A 19,069-nucleotide genomic window follows, 5' to 3' on the forward strand; every position below is an offset into this window, starting at 1 on the left:
ACGACCTCCTTTCCGTTCACAGCCCGACCTCAAGACCTAGATAGAAAGCAGTACCAATCACCAACCCGGAGAATTGAGCAATGAGAATTCTGCATACCATGCTGCGCGTCGGCGACCTGCAACGCTCCATCGACTTCTACACCCGCGTGCTGGGCATGACACTGCTGCGCAAGAGCGAGAACAGCGAATACAAGTACACCCTGGCCTTCGTCGGCTACGGTGACGAGAAGGATGAGGCCGTCATCGAACTCACCTACAACTGGGGCGTAAGCGAGTACGAGCTGGGCTCCGCCTACGGCCACATCGCCCTGGAAGCGGACGACATCTATGGCACCTGCGACGCCCTACGCGCCGCCGGCGCCAAGATCACCCGCGAGCCGGGCCCGGTCAAGGGTGGCACCACTGTCATCGCCTTCGTGGAAGACCCGGACGGTTACAAGATTGAGCTGATCGCCAAGAAAGACACAGGAACCGGCCTCGGCGTCTGAGCCAGACCGGCACCCTCGCGGTGACATAGCAAACGGGGCCCTGGGGCCCCGTTTTTGTTGGTACTCTGCCAGCTGTCCACCATCAGGCCAGACGGAAGCGGCCTATGGTCTGGCGCAGGCTCGCCGCCAGCTGGCTCAGCTCCAGACAGGCGCGGGCGGTGTGATCGGCACCGGTCGCCACCTCGTTGGAAGACTCATTGATCCACGCCACGTTGCGGCCCGGCTCGGTGTAGCTCCCGTTGGAGCGAAACAGCTCATCCCAGGCCTGATCCTTGAGCCCCTGCGCCAGCAGGGTGGAATCGGTGAAATTCAGCACCCGATCCCGCATGCCACGCTGTTCGCTGGCGAGAAAAAAACCGAATATCACGTTGATGGCGGCAATAACCGCAAAGACCACGGCAATCTTCTTGCCGATGGAGAGGTTCTTGTAAGACATGTTGGCTGGTGATCCTCGACTGCTGATAAGCAGGTGCACTGTGGCGATCACATCCGTGTAAACGGTGACCCGAGACTCCTGACGGGAAAATGAAACAACACGAACAAGCGGGGAAGAGCGTTCGCAGGCGCGCCCCCTGCCACAGCTGCCGCCCTCGCTCATCCTTCTCGTGTTGTACAGGGTCATGTCATTTGGCATGTGTCCGGGGTACAAGATCGGATGACCACAAACTTGAGCCGATTGCCGCAATCGGTCCGCGAGCATGGACAAACCGGGGGCCAGGTTATGTAATGGCGCTCTCGTCTCTCCCAACCACAGTCCCCCGAGGCCCCATGGATAACGCGTCGACCCTCAGCCCCTCCTGGTCAGTCCAACTGCGCGAGCAGATAGCGGATCGCACCCTCGTTGCCCTGGGGCTGCTGCTCGCCCTGGCCGCCGTGCTGCTGCTCCTGTTGCAGAGCCTCGTCATGCTGGCGGCCGGTGACATCAGCCCCGGGGTGCGTTATGGCCTCATCGGCGGCGCCGCCGGGTTTGCCGCGACGGCGCTTGGCGCCCTGCCCGCCCTGTTCCTGCGATCTGTTCCCCAGCGGGTGGAAGACGCCATGCTGGGCTTTGCCGCCGGCATGATGCTGGCGGCCAGCGCCTTCTCCCTGCTGCTGCCGGGACTGGAGGCGGCCGAGGGGATCACAGGTGACGGCTTTCTCGCCGCCGCCGTGGTGGTGGCCGGCATGACCCTCGGCGTCCTGCTGATGCTGGGGCTGGATCAGTTCACCCCCCACGAGCACGACAAGACAGGCCCCTGCGGCCCCGGCCATGAGAGCTGCTCCCGGGTCTGGCTGTTCGTGTTTGCCATCGCCCTGCACAACCTGCCGGAAGGTATGGCCATCGGGGTCAGCTTCTCCCAGGGGGACATGGCGGTGGGGTTGCCGCTCACTACCGCCATCGCCCTGCAGGATATACCCGAGGGGCTGGCGGTGGCGCTCGCCATGTGCGCCGCCGGCTTTCGTCCTTCTGTCGCCGTGATGGTGGCCATCGGCAGCGGCCTGCTGGAACCACTCGGCGCCCTGCTCGGGGTCGGGCTCGCCAGCGGCATGGCCATCGCCTACCCCATTGGCCTGGGGCTCGCGGCCGGCGCCATGTTGTTCGTGGTCTCCCACGAAGTGATCCCCGAGACCCACCGCAACGGTCACCAGACCCATGCCACCCTGGGCCTGATGGCCGGCTTTGCACTGATGATGACCCTGGATACGGCACTGGGTTAACCGGAAATCCCCTACCCTCTTGATTCGAACGGCGGCGCTCGGCGCCGCCGTTATCTTTTGTTATCATCCCCGCCAACTTTTTCGGCACCGCTACCCAGCGTGTGGCCGGGCCCGCACAAGATCTGAGAAACGAGGTAGATGATGAAAGTAGGTATTATCGGCGCCATGGAGCAGGAAGTGGCCCTGCTGCGCAGCCAGCTGAGTGAACCCACCACCCTGCAACTGGGCGGCTGCGAGTTCTATCAGGGCCGTCTGGCCGGTAAAGAGGTGATCCTGACCCGCTCCGGCATCGGCAAGGTTGCCGCCAGCGTCGCCACCAGCCTGCTGCTGGAAAAATTTGCCCCCGATTGCGTCATCAACACCGGCTCCGCCGGCGGCTTCGCTCAGGACTTGCACATCGGGGACGTGGTGATCGCCAGCGAGATGCGTTTCCACGATGTGGACGTGACCGCCTTCGGTTACGAGATGGGTCAGATGGCCCAGCAGCCTGCAGCCTTCCCCTGCGATGACAAGCTCATCGCCCTGGCCCAGACCTGCATCGCCGAGCAAGGCAAGCACCAGACCAAGGTCGGCCTCATCTGCACCGGCGATCAGTTCATGTGCAAGCCGGACGCCATCGCCAAGGCCCGCGCCGACTTCCCGCAGATGCTGGCAGTCGAGATGGAAGGGGCCGCCATCGGCCAGGTATGCCACATGTTCAAGGTGCCCTATCTGGTGGTGCGCGCCATGTCCGACATCGCCGGCAAGGAGCAGGTGGAATCCTTCGATGCCTTCATCGAGGTGGCGGGTCAACACTCCGCCGAGGTGATCATCGCGCTGCTCGGCAAGCTGTGATCGACGCCCCCTCCTGGGATGCCCTGATGGCCGCCCTCGCCTCGACGACGGCGGCCATCATGGTGGGCGCCGCCCTGCTGGAGGCCGTGCTGCCCTGGCCTGCGCGTTTCAGGCCCGGCGCTGCCGTGTCGCTGCTGACCCGCCTCGGCCACAAGGTGTATCGCCCTGACGGTTCGCCCAGCCAGCAACGTCAGGCGGGGCTGCTGGCCCTGCTGGTGGTCTGGGTGCCCTGCGCCGCCGGCCTCTGGGCGGTGCGCAACCTCTCCCTGTCTGAACCCCTGTTCGACCTGCTGTTTCTGCTGCTGATGCTGGAATCACGCCCTCTGCGGGAGCTCGCCCAGGGGAGCCGCGCCCTGGCAACCCAGGAGACGCTGGTGGTGGCGAGGTTGCAGGCCGCCCCCTGGCTCAGACGAGAGACGGGCGCCCTGTCGGTGATGGGATTGAACAAGGCGGTGAGCGAGACCTGCGTGCTGCGCCTCGTGGGCCAGTGGGCCGGCCCCCTGCTGGGCTTTGCCCTGGCCGGGGTGCAAGGGGCCCTGCTCTGGCGCCTAGCCCAGCTGATGAATCAGGCCTGGAGCCCGAAGCAGGCCGAGTTCGTCCACTTCGGCCGCGCCGCCAGTGCGCTCTATCAGGGGCTCTGCGCCCCCGCCATACTGCTGCTGGCGCTCCCGCTTGCGCTGACCCGGTTGCGCCAGCTTGGGGGCAAGCTGCGCCTTGCCCTGCGCTGGCCCTATCCGGCCATGGGCGCTCTGCTCGGCCTGCTGGCACAGAGCACCGGCAGTCGCCTCGGGGGCCCCCGCTACTATCAGGGCCAGCTGGTACGCCTCCCGGTGCTGGGCGATGGGAGCGAACCCGATGCCACCCTGCCCCGGTGCCTGCTCCATCGCCTGCTGCTGATCGGCTGGGGCTGGCTCGGGCTCTCGCTGATCCTGACCCTGATGGCACTGACTCGTGGCTGACCGCTTCCCCCTTCGCGCCCTCTGCCTGCTGCTGTGCCTGCTCGGCTGGCCCCTGTCCACTGCGGCGGCCACCCCGCAGCGCATCATCAGCCTCACCCCCCACCTGACCGAGCTGCTGTACGACATAGGGGCCGGGGATCGCATAGTGGCCACCGACGATGCCTCCGATTTTCCCCCCGAGGTGGCGCCCCTGCCACGGGTCGCCAACTACCGCAGCATCAACCTGGAGGCCCTGCTGGCCCAGAAGCCGGATCTGGTGGTGGCCTGGCGCTCGGCCCAGTCCCGCATGCTGGCCCCCGTCGAGAAGCTCGGCATCCCCGTCTTCTACTCGGAGCCTACCGACTTTGCCTCCCTGGCCGACGAGATGCGCAGCCTGGGGCGCCTGCTCGGCACCCGGCAGAAGGCCGACCAGCAGGCCGACGCCTATCTGGCCAGGCTCAATGCCCTGAAACAGCGCTACGGCAAGCCCAAGCCGGTCTCGGTCTTCTATCAGCTCTGGTATCCGCCGCTGACCAGCGTCAACGACTCGACCTGGCCGGGCCACGCCATCAGGCTCTGCGGCGGCCGCAATATCATGGCCGATGCCAGCTCCCCCTATCCCCAGGTCGGGCTGGAGCAGGTGATCAAGGCCAACCCGGATCTCATCCTGGCCGGTAGCCGGGATCCCGCCGTGCTGGCCCACTGGCATCAGTGGCCCATGCTGGATGCCGTCAAGCAGCAGCGCCTCGTTCTCATCAACCCCGATGAGCTGCATCGCTTCACCCCGCGGGCCCTCAACGCGGTGGAGCAGATATGCGAGGCGATAGGACTGTTGATAACAACCTACCAAAAAGATTGATCTTTGGAACTGAAGACAATGTTTTCACCAGACACCCGCAAGAAACAGGTAATTCAACAATTACATCTTCGACTGGACACATTTAGTAAAGGTAGTTATTAGACTGCCTCAAATGGTCTATATGATAATTGATACACTACTGTCTATGCTGACAGACCTGAACTCTTGAAGAATTACAACACTATACACTTTCATCAGACTTGGAAATTATAGAGAAGCATATCTCCTGATCTAACATGTTCAATAGGGTGCTGAAAATGACTCCGAAGGCAAAGTCTATTCTGGAATAATATATAAAAACACCGGCTTAAGGCCGGTGTCAAGTGACTGCTAGAATGGCTTAGCTCCAAGAAACAATATATTCAAGTTACGGCCGTATTTTTCCGGTATAGATGAACGATCTCGCAATCCGAGTCATCAATAAAATTAAGCGCCTCAGGGTATGTTGCTCTTATCGTTTCGAAAAAATCAACCATGATATTAATGGCCGGCTTGACAATATTATTGTCCATCGCCTTATCATCGAAAGAATACATGATAGTATTTATAAATGAAAAAAAGTAATTAATTGAACCAACTAGGACTCTATGAATATGATGCTGCCGAGTCTCTGATATATATACTAAATACTCAAAATGCTTCCGCATGAGCTCGGATATATCATTACGGCAGGGTTCTACCACCTTCCAATCCGAGATAAAACGCTTAACAATATCATCAAACAATTCAAATGCCATGATAGATTCAATATCCTCTCTTGTCAGATTCAGAGGAGAAAAGAAATCATTATACATGAACTCTATCAATTTTGATTTATCAGGACAGTCGTCAGTTACAACTATATCATTTATACGTAAAGGCACCGCTCCTTCAATCATCGCACCATCGCTACAATTATAACACATCACTTCTTTATGTGTTCTCAACAACGATTCCATTGATTTTATTGAGACACAGAAAAGCCGGCTCGCAGTAACATCGCCCCCGAAATTTCCTGGGATGATGTAACCACCATTCTGCGTTACCAATTTTGTTAATTTTTCAATAGGCTTGCCGCTATCATCATAATAAGCACTATATTTTGAATGATGATGTTCTGCATTTTTATATCCATTATCAATCCCACAGAGAAATACTTCTTTGAATCCCAATGTAATTGCATAGCTTAATCCAGTATTCCCAACAAATGGGTTCACTCCATTTAGATGGGAATACTTATGAGCTTCATCAATATTTCTCATTAAAAGTGAGTGCATAGGCTCATGGGGTTTGAATCCAACTGCCATACGATCAAAATACTTATGGCATTCGGGGTGAATAATATCCACACTAAGAAACAGAATATCTTTTAAGTATTCATCATCATTAAGCAGTGCTAGAAAATCAGCTGAACTCTTTGTTCTCTCGACAGCCAGCAATACATCCGGTTTGATACCAGCTTTATGAAGTGCGGTGATACTACTACCACAGGCGAATATGAAAAATTTGCCATGGTTATTTTTAATGAATGGAATAGCTTCATCTAAAGAAGGTCCATTACCCACAACCAAAGCAGGGAGTCCATTACTCAGCAATGAAATATCTTTACCTTTTAATAAAAAAGGAACTTTGTTTTCAATGTTCTTTGCACTATGCGCCAGCGCGAACAAATTATCATCGAAAAATCCCCAACCAGATTTAAGAAGATAAAATTCTTTTTTTATTCTTTCGGTCAATGAAAATATTTTTTCTGATGGGTAATGCCAGAACGCAAATATACTAGATATCCAGAATGCTCCACGACGATGCAGTGCTGGTAAAAGATCCTCCATCAGACTGTCCTCATCTTGTCCCAAAAACAAGTGAAGACTCAGATTTTCCTCATTTAAATGTTGAAGTAAAGAATGCCAATCAAATGCAAACAGAGATGCATAGAACAAATCAAGGTCTGGCTCGAAAATAAAAAGGTTTTTAACGCTACATCTTTCATATAAATATGATAGCTGATACCCAAGACCAACACCAAACATCATCACCATGGGAACATGACTCGGGATGCTCGTCAGCTTATCAAGTACATCTTTCGATTCATCATATAGTTTACAAAGTTTATTTAGGTATTGAACATGTGCTTGATTAAATAAATCATCTTCTATATTGAACGAGAATGTGTCAATTTTAGAACGACATAATACTTGCTCTATTTGACTCTGAGAGTATTGATAAGGGTCCTCTCCATAAAATGAGACATTGCTATCAAGCCACACAATATTAGGAATGCCATTTTCATTACAAAAAAAACGAAACGGACGGGTTGGATTATAATCTTTAAATTGTTCATAAACAGAGGGGATATAATTTTTTAGTGCGCGCATGTTACTTTCAAAGCGTACAGGAAGAACCTCTATCATGGCCTTTTCTTGTTCTTTTTGTCGTTTCAAGCGAATTATTTCGGCTTCAATATGCTTTATATCTTTATCTATATCCATGAAAGAGCCCCTATTTACTTTGAATGCACTCTATATAACTGCGTTGCTTTATCTGCGATGACAACATCATGCAGTTTTCGTCGCAAACTTTCTTTTTCTTGAGAAATTAAAAAGCTCAACTTCTCATCATGAGCTAAAGTTTCTTTTGCCGCTTCAACCAAATCTGGAGTATGATCATTCTCGCGGCTGATTATCTGTAGCAATCTCAATCGTTCATCTATTATCTGGTGAGCTAGCTCCAGATTATTTTCACTGACAGCAAGCTCTAACCTGAACGCGGACGTTTTCAAAAACTCAGCATTAGTCATATGACAGCCTGCTGGCTCAATGCTTGCTTCCTATCTTCTAATGGAATCGCGTCCCAGCCACTCTTTATAGTCAGTATCAGTTGGCCGACCTCATCCAGAGGTTCTACATCCATGTCGCGACTGGCATCCAACAGGCGCTGCTTCATATAGTCATAAAGAGCAAACAAATCTTCTGGTACTTTGCCATAAGAGAGATCCAACGCATCCTGCAATCCGTTGATTAGAGCCATGCATTTGGAAATTGCGACTGATTTTCCTTCAAAATCCCTGCGCTCTATCGCACCTTTCGACTGTGCGAGGCGTTCGACACAACCCTGCATCATCAACTGGATGACACGATAAGGATCTGCTACTGCCATCTCAGCTTGAAGGTTCTGAGTGGTGTAGGCTTTGATATTCTTGCGATACATGACTGTTTTTCCTCACTCGAGATCGCGGAAAGATAATTCAGGATGACGAGCCTGAAGTATTGATAAGACTTAAGTAGGATGCGGACTGGTTCATCTTGGCAAGCAGGGTATCCAGGCCACCATAACGAGCCCGTAAACTGGCTTCATATTTCACCAATTGGGCCGAGGCATCGGATTCTTTTTGCGCCAGAGTCCGTAGATCGGAGTTAAGAGAATCTTCTCGCTGAGCAAGCAACCCCCCGGTCTTGGAGTAATCCTCCAGAGACGTCGCCAACTTGCCCGCCACCCCGTTTTCGCCCCCGAAAATGGCGACTACTTGCTCGAAGTTTTTATCAAGTGCCTCATCAAATTTCTCACTGTCAAGAGAGAGCACCCCCTTATTGTCCATCTTGATCCCAAGTTGGAAAATAGTGTCAAACACGTTCGAGTTATCAGAAGGGGTTATGAGGAGACTGCTCATCTGATTGACGACACTTCGAGTCACTGAGTCACCGGCAAGGGCTCCACCATCGTCCTGGCTCTGCCCGGCCACTATACTATTGCGCTTACCCAAGGCATCCGCTTTGCTGACCAAGGTGTTGTAACCATCGATAAAGCTCTTGACCATGGTTTTGATGCCATCTTTATCGGTAGCAACATCAACCTTGTTAGATTTGACATTACCGTCAGTATCTTTATCTGATTCACGCAATAGTGTTACTTTCAATCCCATGATGGTGCCATCAAAAGTATTCGTATCGCTACTGAGAGGGCTGCCATCTACAGTGATTTCGGCATTGCTGGCACTCTGAGTTTTAGTTAGTGAAGAAGCAAAGTTGGTAATGCCGGCTGTACTACCCGTGATCTGCAGATCCTTGCCGGTACCACTCACACCTGAATCCATCACCAGCTTGGCCTTGCCATCAGCGGTATTGATAATGTTGGCAGTCAGCCCAAAGTTGTCACCGTTATTATTAATTTTCTTTCGAATTGTCTGAAGAGAGTCGCCAGCCTTGACCTCTACATTAAATTTCTTGTCTCCGGCGGTAAAGGTGAGGGTGCCATCTTCAGTCGCCAGCGAAGCTGTAGAACTGTCAAAAGTGCCTTCAAACTTACTAGTAGTTGCCAATTTATTGACGGTGATGTTGTACTGACCGTTAGAAGCCCCAGCCTTGCTTTCTACCTTGAGGATAGGGTTATCTTTGTCTTGGGTGATATTGACGGTACGTTTGTTGAATGCATCCGTCTTTGCCATGCCTTTGAGGGTCGTGACATAAGAAGCAATCGCAGATTTCAACTGGCCCACCCCGGAAAGCGTGATCTGGGCGTTGGTCTTTTTGGTAGTGATCGGTTGCTGTAGTTGCGCCTTTCTGGCATTAAGACTGGCCGTGATCACGCTTTCCAGATCGATACCAGATCCTGCTCCTGCCGAGGTAATGGTTGCCATTCTCTTTTTCCTATTCGTTATTAATCGCTCATATCTCGCTGTCAAACAGCAAGCCTATCCTTGGATTCGCCCCTGCTTCTCCCCGCTGTAGAGCCTGGATACGTTTGTTGATAGCGATGAGCTCTTCGCTGGGGATCTGACGGATCACCGATTTAGTGTCAGCATCCATCACCTTTATCACCACCTGGCCCAGCTCTTTTTCTACGCTGAAATTGACAGTCCAACCCTGCTGAAGGCCAAACTCATGCAAACTTTGTACCTGTTTTTCGATGTCAGAATGTGTCTGTTTACTTGAACGTTCAAGTCCATTTGCCACCCTCCGTTCCTGCAGTACAACCTTGGCCTCTTCCACCGCACCAGAAAGCAATTGAGCGGCCACTTGGCCGCTCTTGTCACTTAGCTGTACGGAAGCGCCACTGACAGATGACAGATTTCCGAGTTCAGTTGTCATCTCTTCTCTCCCATATCAATCAGCTAGCTGTCTACGATTAGCCGAGCAAGGACAGTGCTGACTGCGGCCGCTGGTTGGCTTGTGCCAGAATGCTGGAAGCCGCCTGCTGCAGGATGTTCTGCTTGGTCATGTTGGCAGTCTCAGTCGCGAAGTCCGCATCACGGATACGGGAGCGCGCGGCACTCAGGTTTTCAGAGATATTGGACTGGTTGCGAATGGTCGAATCGAAGCGGTTCTGCACCGCCCCCAATTCGGCTCGCTTGCTATCCACAACCTGAATCATCTTGTCCAGGTTGGCAAAAGCCACCTGAGCGTTGGAGTCCGTTGAACCAGAAATATCACTGATAGTAGACCAAGTCACAGCTGTAGTAGCCTGAGTAACCACCCAAGCATCAGCAGGCATAGCACCTGTTGAATCCGCAGTTGCAGCGGCAATAGTCGCACTGCCCTTGGTGGCAGTGGCAATGCCGGACATGGTGAATGCAGTAGTCATCTTGAAGGAGATGGTCTGACCCGCATCAGCCCCGACCTGGAAAGAGCCCTTGTAATTGCCATCCAGCAGCTTCTGACCACCGAAGGTGGTATCACCCGCGATCCGGTTGATTTCTGTGGTCAATTGTTTGTACTCAGACTGCAACGCATCCCTGTCATCCTTGTTATTGGAACCATTAGAGGACTGCTGAGCCAGGGTACGCATCCGTTGCAGCATGGAGGTAACTTCATCCATGGCTCCTTCGGCGGTCTGGGCGACAGAGATACCGTCGTTGGCGTTGCGGTTGCCTTGGTCCAGACCGTTGACCTGGGAGGTCAGACGGTTGGAGATCTGCAGGCCCGCCGCATCGTCCTTGGCGCTGTTGATACGCAGGCCGGATGCCAAACGGGTGTAAGAGGTATCCAGAGATTTGTTGGTGTTCATCAAGTTACGCTGGGCGTTCAATGATGAAGTATTGGTATTGATATACATGGCCATAAAAGATTTCTCCTGATGAACAAGAAACTGCGGGCTCTGCTTGTGTCTACAAAACAAGGATCCCACCGTTCAGACGGACAGATTGAACGGTCTGTGCCATCTGGCGGGTCCTCTGTTTGAACGGACATTGGACCCGCAGTTGCGCAAATGTTGGTTTTCCGAACACCCCTCAATTTGCTTCATATTATGTAGCGGCAGCCTCATCGGAAGCTTTAGGAAATTTATTGCCGCCCTCATCAACAAAGAGGCAAACGCTCTCCGCCCAAGATGATGACAAGAAAGAAAAGCAACACCATCACGACAGCATCTCCCCTCAATTGCCGCGTACTTGCATGTTGAACACTTGAGTATGATGAATTGGCACACATTGTGCTTAATGTTATGGGTCGTCGATTTTATGGCGTCCATAAAAAAGGCCGACTATGTGTCGGCCAAAGAAGAGCTTACGCTCAGGAGAACAACCTCGAGGGTGACAGAGTGAACGATCTGCGCAACACTCGAGGGGTATACCAATAAGAGAACTTCTCTTTCGATAGGACAAGGCGTAAATCCGAACACCCCATTGTTCCATCTTGTTTACCAGGGCGGCCTGAACAACCGCCCTTTTCTTTTTCTTGCAATCAGTCAGCTTAGCCTTGCAGCAGAGAGAGCGCAGACTGCGGGCGCTGGTTCGCTTGGGACAGGATGCTGGAAGCCGCCTGTTGCAGGATGTTCTGCTTGGTCATATTGGCCGTCTCTGTCGCGAAGTCGGCATCGCGGATACGGGAGCGGGCCGCACTGACGTTTTCCGAAATATTGGCCTGGTTGCGGATTGTGGAGTCGAACCGGTTCTGTACAGCACCCAGTTCGGCTCGTTTGCTATCTACCACCTGGATCATCTTGTCCAAGTTGGCAAACGCCAGTTGAGCATTGGAATCGCTTGAACCTGAAATGTCGCTGATGGTTGACCAAGTAACAGCAGTTGTCGCGGCCGCTACGACCCAAGCATCGGCACCTGTAGTATCGGTTGAGGCTACTACAGCAGTAACTGTCGCGCTCCCTTTGGTAACACTGGCAATACCAGACATGGTAAAGGCAGTGGTCATCTTGAAGGAGATGGTCTGACCCGCATCAGCCCCTACTTGGAAAGTGCCTTTATAATCCCCAGCCAACAGTTTCTGACCACCAAAAGTAGTGTCGTTGGCCACACGGTTGATCTCGGTAGAAAGCTGTTTGTATTCGGCCTGCAATGCATCTCTGTCATCTTTACTGTTAGAGCCGTTGGCAGACTGTTGGGCCAGAGTACGCATCCGCTGCAGCATGGAGGTCACTTCATCCATGGCGCCTTCAGCCGTCTGGGCAACGGAGATACCGTCATTGGCGTTGCGGTTGCCTTGATCCAGGCCGTTGATCTGGGAGGTCAAACGGTTGGCGATCTGCAGACCCGCCGCATCGTCCTTGGCGCTGTTGATGCGCAGGCCAGAGGCCAGACGAGTGTAGGAAGTGTCCAGAGATTTGGTGCTGTTCATCATGTTACGCTGAGCGTTGAGCGATGAAACGTTGGTATTGATATACAGACTCATAATTTTTCTCCTAAGCTATTAAATTTTATCTTTAATTCACTCAGGCTTTATTTTGTTTTGTGCCTGATATGTTTAGTTAACGGCGCTGTTTGGTAAGACTTTAATTTCTTTTTTTCTGCCTTTTGGGCAGTAATCGCCGCCTAACCTATATATCGGCCTCTATTTCCCAGCCTTGAGAAAAAAATCAGAATTTTTGTCGCAGCGTCCCAGACAACCCGCCGATTGGTAGCCAACGCTCATGCCGGCCGGGTCTGTACAGCCAAGCTACCCGCCCTCCCTTCCCCCAGAAATCCGCTCTGGCTCCCACTTTTGCATACCGGCATTGCTCACACACGCCCCTTACCCCTAAAATCGCCGCCCCATCACTTATTGGACGTGAGTTGTTCTCCATGCAGACACTGGTTGAGCAGATTGTTTACATCAGCGACATGTTTGGTACTGCGGTATTCGCGTTTTCGGGGGTATTGGTGGCAGGGCGCCTCAGAATGGACGGCTTCGGCGTCATGGTGCTGGCGGCGGTGACTGCCATCGGTGGTGGCACCATACGTGACATGATCCTGGGCGCCACCCCGGTATTCTGGGTACGCGACCCCCTCTATATCTGGGTGGTGATCGCCACGGCGCTCATCGGCATGTGGATGGTCAAGCTGCCCCGCCGCATGCCCTGGTATGTGCTGCCGGTGGCCGACGCCTTCGGGCTCGCGCTCTTTACCGTGATTGGTGCCCAGAAGGCGCTCAACTTCGGCACCTCGGGACTGATTGCGGTGCTCATGGGCACCATGACGGGGGTTGCGGGCGGCATGATCCGTGACGTGCTGGCCCGGGAAGTGCCCATGGTGCTGCAAAAGGAGATCTACGCCACCGCCTGCATCCTGGGGGGCATCCTCTATACCCTGGCGCTGGAGGTCAACATGGACAGGGTCACCGCCATGCTCATCTGCATGACGGCCGTTTTTGGCCTGCGCGTGGCCGCCATCTACTGGCACCTCTCCCTGCCGACCTTCTCGTTGCAGCGCAACTGAACCGGGTCTGGGTGGGCGAGATCCCACCCTTGCGGGGGCAAGATTGAACCAAGCCCGCTTTTCTGTTGTCATAGAGTGGTCGTTTCAAGCCGGATTACCTCATGCAAAAACTTGGGCTCATTACCACACTGATTCTGATGATGGTGGCAGCGGCTCATGCGGGGGCGCAGGCCCTGTTCGGACGCCTGGCATCCACCCCGGTGCAGCAGTTCAACCAGCAGATACGTCAGGCGAACAGCAGTCAGCAGGGCTGGGTCAACGACTATCGCGAAGTGGCTCGCCGCTTCGTGGGTCATGAAGACGTGCCCACCCGCATCCATGCCCAGCAGTTGGACAACGATCTGGTGCTCTCGGTGGCCCTCGATGGCCAGAAGAGCGACATGCTCTACATCCTGACCCTGTTTCGCAGCAACAATCTGTGGCAGATGCGTCAGGCCGAGATGGGCTGGCGCTGTCAGGGCCAGGAGACCTTTACCCCCGTCCCCTGCCCCTGATCATCACCGAACATGTGAAATAAAAAAATCCGGCATCTTGGCCGGATTTTTTTATGGGCGAATGCACACAGCTATCAGGGGCGGTACACCTTGACGTTGTCAAAGCCCTGCTCTTTGAGATAGAGCGCCTGCAGCTTGCTCATCACGCCGCGATCGCAATAGAGCAGGTAGGTCTGCTCCTTGGGCAGATCGCCAAAGGCGGTTGCCAGCTTGAAGAAGGGGATGTGCAGCACTTCGCGTCCTTCCACCACCAGCGGCTTTTCGTCGCGCTCATCACTGGAGCGGATGTCCAGAATGACTTCGTTGGCGGCCAGCACCTGGGTGGTTTCCACCTCCTGCACCTGGGCGGCAGTCTCTTCGCCGATGCGACGGATGTCGAGGTAACGCGCCTCGCTCACCACCTTGTCCAGGATGGCGAAGTCGAAGTTGGCCTCTTCCGCCTCGATGCGGGAGAGCTCGGCCTTCACGGTCGGCTTCTTGGAGATGACGCCGCAATACTCCGGCATGGTCTCGGCAAACTCCAGGGTGCCGATGCGACGGGCCTCGCTGATGATGTCAGGTTTGTCCCAAGTGATGAGGGGACGCAGGATCACCTTGTCGGTCACCCGATCGATGACGTTCAGATTGGTGAGGGTCTGGCTGGAAACCTGGCCCACACATTCGCCGGTCACCAGGGCCGGGATCTGGAAGGTGTCCGCCACCTGGCCGGCGGCACGCATCATCATCCGCTTGAGCACCACCCCCATCTGACCGTTATCGATCTTCTCGAGGATCTCGGCCACCACGGGCTCGAAGTCGATGGCGGTGAAACGCACCTTGTGGGAGGCACCGAACTTGTTCCACAGGTAATAGGCGACCTGCTTGACACCGATCTCGTGGGCGGCGCCCCCCAGATTGAAGAAGCAGTAGTGCACGCGGCAGCCGCGCTTGATGAACTGGTAGGAGGCCACGCCGGAGTCGAAGCCGCCGGAGAGCAGGCTCAACACGTCCTCCTGGGTCGCCATGGGGAAGCCTCCCACGCCGTGGTGGACCGCACTGATGATGTAGAGCTCGTCGTTTTCCACTTCCAAGTTGACCTGGATATCGGGTTTTTTAAGGCGCACACCGGCAGTTTCACAGTGCTGGTTGAGGCCGCCACCCACATAGCGCTCCAGCTCCAGGGAGCTGAAGTCGTGCTTGCCGACGCGACGGGCGCGCACGCAGAAGGTCTTGCCTTTCAGGCGATCGCCCCAGACGGCGCGGGTCTGCTCGAAGATGTCGTGCAGATCGGTAAAGTTGCTCAGCTTCACTTCGAGGAAGTACTGGATGCCCGGGATACAGGCCAGGGTCTCGAGATACCGGGCGTGGAACTGATCGTTGCGGGAGCTCACTACCAGCTTATCCCAGTCCATCCGCACACGGGCGTCTTCGTCAAAGCGGCGCAACACGTTACGGATGTTGCCCTGCAGCATCTTGGTGAAACGCTGACGCACTGACTTGCTCTTGATGGTGATTTCGGGGAACAGCTTGATAATGAACTTCATGGTGTTGACTCGGGTGGCCTTGATTTAAGGGCGCGAATTATATCAGAAGTTTGGCGCCAGCGCCTACTGGCCAGGCGACGGCATATTTTCCCACGCAATGTTTGCCGCAAGGCGGCAATCTTGCGTATATTCCCGAGCCTGCGCCTTGGCCACCGGCTTGAACCCTGACGATCCGATGAAGACCCATATCTACTACCCCGGCATGGAAGTACGGGATGAACTCTGGCTCAAGTTTGCTCTTATCTATCTGGAGCGGCTCGCCTTCGTCTTCACCGTCAGCGAGAAGAGCGGCCTCACCGCCCTGCTCGATACCCTGCGCCAGCAGAGCGACCTGCTGGCCGAGCCGCCCGAGCCCGCCTTCTTCGCCAATATCACGCCCCAGGTCGAGAGCCAGATTGCCGGTCTTGTCGCCCCCGACTTCGTCCGCCACAAGGTGTTTGGCAACAAGGAGCTGATCACGCGCTGGCGCCAGCGTGCCAACCACGACTGCTTCTGCCCCGCCCAGCCTGGTCTGGAGCGGCTGCACGGTTTTTGCCTGAGCCAGGGCTTTGCGACCCAGGATGATGGGGGGATCAGAATGGCGCGGCGCTTCGCCAACCTGCTCTCCATGCGTCTCGCCCGTGAGTGGGCGCTCGCCAATGAGGGGGCCCTCATCACGGATCACGACTATCTGGACCGGCTGCTTCACCTGCTCGAATCCCGCTACCACAACCGCGGCGGGCAGGACTGCTTCCACCTCGAGATCCCGCTGCAAGTGCCCACTCACCTCGCCGAGATCTCCTTTGCGGAGCTGATTGCCCTGCGCGGGCGCAGCGGTTTTCGCCAGCAGCTGGCGGCCTTCCACCAGGCTCTGGATGCCCTGCTCGCCATGCTTGGCAGCGGCTACGCCGACCCTGCGATACTGGCCCGCTTCGAGCAGGCGCAGCAGGGGCTCAACCAGCTGCTGGGCCCGGAGACCCGCAGCCTGCCACTCACCACCCTGGTCAGCTGCTCATTGCCCGCCATGGCGATGATCCACAGGCTCAAGGAGAGTCATCCCGACAGCACTCTGGTCTTCCATCCCATCAAGAAGAGCCACTTCCACCAGCGCAAGAGCCAGCACTTCTTCACCCGGCTGGGTCAGGTCAAACCCTGAGCCAGCTTAGGCACAGAGGCTGCCGTCAAAATATTGTCGCCCTGAACGGGTAGCCCCTTTGACTCGCCTCTCTCAGGAGGGGTTCTCCAACCGAAACTCGATACGATCGCTGTTGCCCGCCTCGTCCACCACCACCAGCTGGTAGCGCCCCGCCTCGCTCAGCACCTGATCCCCATCCCAGCGCAGCCGCTGTCCGTTGAGAAACCAGGCCGGCTTGCCGACACCGCCCAGCACCTTGGGCTGCAGCCGATAGCGCTGGCTGCGGATAAGATTGCCCTCCCCCAACGCCAGGATGCGAATGGGGGCCTGCAGCTCGGCGCTTTGCTCCTCCCCTGCACACCCACTTGCCAGCAGCGCCTGCCGCCGCTCGCCGGGCGTTCGCCATGGCTCCAGTGACAATGGCCAGAGCGCCCGAAAAGCGGATTGCGCCGCATCCTGGCAGCGGGCCAAGGTCGGCTTGCCCGCGGCGGTCAGTGCGACCTGACGCAGCGGCGAGGGCCAGTCCATGGGATCCGGCAAGGTGGGAGGATCACGTCCTTCCAACAACCAGGCACTCTGGCGCTGCAAACAGCCTTCAGGCAGGGTCGCGCTCATTTTGCGCCCCAGCGGCCAGCAGATCTCGGCTTCGCTCACCGTGTTGGGCTGCGCCGGCAAGGGGCTGTTGTCAGCCAGCCGCGAGTAGACCGAGAGCAGCAGCGGCACCGCCGCGCTCTGGCCGTAAAAACCGGGCATGGGAGTGCCGTCGGGGCGCCCCAGCCAGACGCCGATGGTCCAGCGACCGGAGACCCCCATCGCCCAGCTGTCGCGATAGCCATAGCTGGTACCAGTCTTCCAGGCCAGTCGATTGACCCGGCCAGTCGCCTCGCTGGCAAAGGGCTGGTCCGCCCGCCCCTGCGCGCTCAATATCTGCCAGATGATCCAGGCGGCCCCCGGGCTCAGCAAGGGGCGTGACACCGCCTGCTGCCCCGCCAGCCAGACCGGCATCGCCACCTGCCCCTCTCGGGTCAGCGCACTGTAGAGCGCCACCAGCTGCTCGAGCCGAATGCCCGCCGCTCCCAGCGCAATGGCCGGATTGGGCTTGTCGGAGAGCGCCAGCCGCACCCCGGCGTTGTCGAGGCGGCTGACCAGCTTGTCCGGCCCAAGTGCCTCCAGCACCTGTACCGCCGGCACGTTGAGGGATTGCTGCAGCGCCTGGGCGAGCGTCACCGGCCCCTGAAAGGCGCCAGAAAAGTTGGCGGGACGATACTCAGAGCCCAGCCTCGGCGCATCGGAGAGCAGGGAGGCCGAATGCACCAGCCCCTCGTCCATGGCCAGACCGTAGATAAAAGGCTTGAGGGTGGAGCCGGGAGAGCGGATCGCCTGCACCATGTCGAGGTAACCGTGGCGGCGCAAATTGCCATACTCGGCGCTGCCCACATAGGCGCGCACCGCCATGGTTTTGTTGTCTACCAGCAGCAGGGCGGCGGAGGTCTGCTCGGGGAAGCGACGGATATAGCTCGCCACCCGCCCCTCCAGCCAACGCTGCAGATCGCCGTCGATGGTGGTGTGCACCAGCGCCCCGGCCTGATGGTCGGCGGCGAGGCGGGCAAACAGCGGCGCCTCCATCGGCGTGAAGTGACCGCGGGCCAGCACCGGCTCGATGCGCCCCTCCAACCACACCTGCTCGGGCCAGACACCCTGCGCCACCAGTCGCTGCATCACCTTGTCACGGGCGGTGCGGGCCCGCTCGGGGTGGCGATCCGGCCGGTTGCGACTGGGGGCCTGCGGCAGCACTGCCAGCAGCGCCGCCTCGGCATAGGTCAGCTTGGCCGCGCTCTTGCCGAGATAGGCAAAACTTGCCGCCTGCACCCCCTCCAGGTTGCCGCCAAAGGGCGCCCGGTTGAGGTAGACGGTGAGCAGGGTGCGCTTGTCGTAGTGCCACTCCAGTTGCAGCGCACGGGCCATCTGGCGCAGCTTGCCGGGCACGCTCCTGTGGTAGGGCTCGATAAGGCGGGCCACCTGCATGGTGAGGGTCGAACCGCCCGACACGGCGCGCCCATAGCGCAGCCACTGCCAGACCCCGCGCACCATGGCCACCGGATTGACCCCGGGATGACGCCAAAAGTAGCGATCCTCGTAGCCCAGCAGCGCCTCGATATAGCGAGGGGAGACCTGCTCCAGCGTCACGGGGTAGCGCCACACGCCGCTGGTATCGGCAAAGGCCCGCAGCGGCCGCCCCTTCATGTCGAGCACCACCCGCGCATAGGCAGGGTCGAGTGGCGGCGGCGGAAAGAGTCGATCCAGCGCCAGCAATGACAGGAGCAGTGCTACAACTCCCATCACCGAGAAACGCAGCCAGCGTGGCAAACGACCAAGCCAGCGCCAGCCAGCGCGGCTAGTGCGGCTAGTGCGACCTAATTTCAGCCAACCACGCAGCCAACGGGTGAGCGGGCGAACCCGCTCAAGGGAGGGAACATTACTCAGAGGGCGTCTGCGACTCATCA

General features: G+C 56.5%; 18 protein-coding genes. 8 read left to right on the forward strand and 10 right to left on the reverse strand.

Annotated features, from left to right (window positions below; all coding sequences use genetic code 11):
* The first annotated feature begins 80 nt into the window (after window positions 1–80).
* Window positions 81–488: a lactoylglutathione lyase gene (gloA, locus tag KW824_RS02860; protein WP_025326535.1), complete on the forward strand. Its 408-nt coding sequence runs from the start codon at window positions 81–83 to the stop codon at window positions 486–488.
* An 82-nt stretch (window positions 489–570) separates the two neighbouring features.
* On the opposite strand, the gene KW824_RS02865 is transcribed toward gloA, so the two are convergent.
* The gene (locus tag KW824_RS02865) at window positions 571–924 is read right to left on the reverse strand and encodes a hypothetical protein (RefSeq protein ID WP_218409097.1); all 354 of its coding nucleotides are present in this window, start codon (window positions 922–924) and stop codon (window positions 571–573) included.
* Window positions 925–1,256: 332 nt separating this feature from the next.
* Between KW824_RS02865 and KW824_RS02870 the strand changes: the two genes are divergently transcribed.
* The 4 genes from KW824_RS02870 (at window position 1,257) to KW824_RS02885 (ending at window position 4,817) form a co-directional block, all read left to right on the forward strand.
* Entirely contained in the window at window positions 1,257–2,186 is a 930-nt protein-coding gene (locus KW824_RS02870) for a ZIP family metal transporter (protein WP_218408843.1), read from the forward strand.
* A 141-nt stretch (window positions 2,187–2,327) separates the two neighbouring features.
* Window positions 2,328–3,020 carry a 5'-methylthioadenosine/S-adenosylhomocysteine nucleosidase gene (gene mtnN / locus KW824_RS02875; RefSeq protein ID WP_171269056.1) on the forward strand — a complete coding sequence of 231 codons (693 nt, stop codon included), beginning with the start codon at window positions 2,328–2,330 and terminating at the stop codon, window positions 3,018–3,020.
* A gap of 26 nt (window positions 3,021–3,046) precedes the next feature.
* A complete protein-coding gene (locus tag KW824_RS02880) occupies window positions 3,047–3,979 on the forward strand; it encodes a cobalamin biosynthesis protein (RefSeq protein WP_218409079.1) in 933 nt (310 codons plus the stop codon).
* On the forward strand, window positions 3,972–4,817 hold the full coding sequence (locus tag KW824_RS02885; RefSeq protein WP_371316573.1) for a cobalamin-binding protein: 846 nt from the start codon (window positions 3,972–3,974) through the stop codon (window positions 4,815–4,817). The genes KW824_RS02880 and KW824_RS02885 overlap by 8 nt, the downstream gene beginning before the upstream one ends.
* Before the next feature lie 362 nt (window positions 4,818–5,179).
* On the opposite strand, the gene KW824_RS02890 is transcribed toward KW824_RS02885, so the two are convergent.
* From KW824_RS02890 to KW824_RS02920, 7 genes are all read right to left on the reverse strand, one after another.
* Window positions 5,180–7,285, reverse strand: a complete 2,106-nt coding sequence (locus KW824_RS02890) for a 6-hydroxymethylpterin diphosphokinase MptE-like protein (RefSeq protein ID WP_218408844.1) — start codon at window positions 7,283–7,285, stop codon at window positions 5,180–5,182.
* Between the two features lie 14 nt (window positions 7,286–7,299).
* Entirely contained in the window at window positions 7,300–7,593 is a 294-nt protein-coding gene (locus KW824_RS02895) for a hypothetical protein (RefSeq protein WP_218408845.1), read from the reverse strand.
* Window positions 7,590–8,003, reverse strand: a complete 414-nt coding sequence (gene fliS, locus KW824_RS02900) for a flagellar export chaperone FliS (protein WP_218408846.1) — start codon at window positions 8,001–8,003, stop codon at window positions 7,590–7,592. Before fliS ends, KW824_RS02895 begins: the two co-directional genes overlap by 4 nt.
* A gap of 37 nt (window positions 8,004–8,040) precedes the next feature.
* Window positions 8,041–9,429 carry a flagellar filament capping protein FliD gene (gene fliD / locus KW824_RS02905; protein ID WP_218408847.1) on the reverse strand — a complete coding sequence of 463 codons (1,389 nt, stop codon included), beginning with the start codon at window positions 9,427–9,429 and terminating at the stop codon, window positions 8,041–8,043.
* Window positions 9,430–9,457: 28 nt separating this feature from the next.
* Entirely contained in the window at window positions 9,458–9,880 is a 423-nt protein-coding gene (locus KW824_RS02910) for a flagellar protein FlaG (RefSeq protein ID WP_218408848.1), read from the reverse strand.
* Window positions 9,881–9,917: 37 nt separating this feature from the next.
* On the reverse strand, window positions 9,918–10,850 hold the full coding sequence (gene flaB, locus KW824_RS02915; protein ID WP_218408849.1) for a flagellin: 933 nt from the start codon (window positions 10,848–10,850) through the stop codon (window positions 9,918–9,920).
* Window positions 10,851–11,479: 629 nt separating this feature from the next.
* The gene (locus KW824_RS02920; RefSeq protein WP_218408850.1) at window positions 11,480–12,412 is read right to left on the reverse strand and encodes a flagellin; all 933 of its coding nucleotides are present in this window, start codon (window positions 12,410–12,412) and stop codon (window positions 11,480–11,482) included.
* 389 nt (window positions 12,413–12,801) lie between these two features.
* Here KW824_RS02920 and KW824_RS02925 point away from each other — a divergent pair, with 389 nt between their 5' ends.
* Window positions 12,802–13,434, forward strand: a complete 633-nt coding sequence (locus KW824_RS02925; protein WP_025326511.1) for a trimeric intracellular cation channel family protein — start codon at window positions 12,802–12,804, stop codon at window positions 13,432–13,434.
* A gap of 101 nt (window positions 13,435–13,535) precedes the next feature.
* A complete protein-coding gene (locus tag KW824_RS02930; RefSeq protein WP_218408851.1) occupies window positions 13,536–13,928 on the forward strand; it encodes a hypothetical protein in 393 nt (130 codons plus the stop codon).
* A 74-nt stretch (window positions 13,929–14,002) separates the two neighbouring features.
* On the opposite strand, the gene thiI is transcribed toward KW824_RS02930, so the two are convergent.
* Window positions 14,003–15,451: a tRNA uracil 4-sulfurtransferase ThiI gene (gene thiI, locus KW824_RS02935; protein WP_218408852.1), complete on the reverse strand. Its 1,449-nt coding sequence runs from the start codon at window positions 15,449–15,451 to the stop codon at window positions 14,003–14,005.
* Window positions 15,452–15,626: 175 nt separating this feature from the next.
* On the opposite strand from thiI, the gene KW824_RS02940 reads away from it, so the two are divergent.
* On the forward strand, window positions 15,627–16,586 hold the full coding sequence (locus tag KW824_RS02940; protein WP_218408853.1) for a hypothetical protein: 960 nt from the start codon (window positions 15,627–15,629) through the stop codon (window positions 16,584–16,586).
* Window positions 16,587–16,658: 72 nt separating this feature from the next.
* Here KW824_RS02940 and pbpC read toward each other — a convergent pair whose 3' ends face one another.
* The gene (pbpC, locus tag KW824_RS02945; protein ID WP_218408854.1) at window positions 16,659–19,067 is read right to left on the reverse strand and encodes a penicillin-binding protein 1C; all 2,409 of its coding nucleotides are present in this window, start codon (window positions 19,065–19,067) and stop codon (window positions 16,659–16,661) included.
* Window positions 19,068–19,069: the final 2 nt, after the last annotated feature.

The sequence above is a fragment of the Aeromonas sp. sif0611 genome (genome assembly GCF_019218845.1).
Lineage (GTDB): Bacteria > Pseudomonadota > Gammaproteobacteria > Enterobacterales > Aeromonadaceae > Aeromonas > Aeromonas media.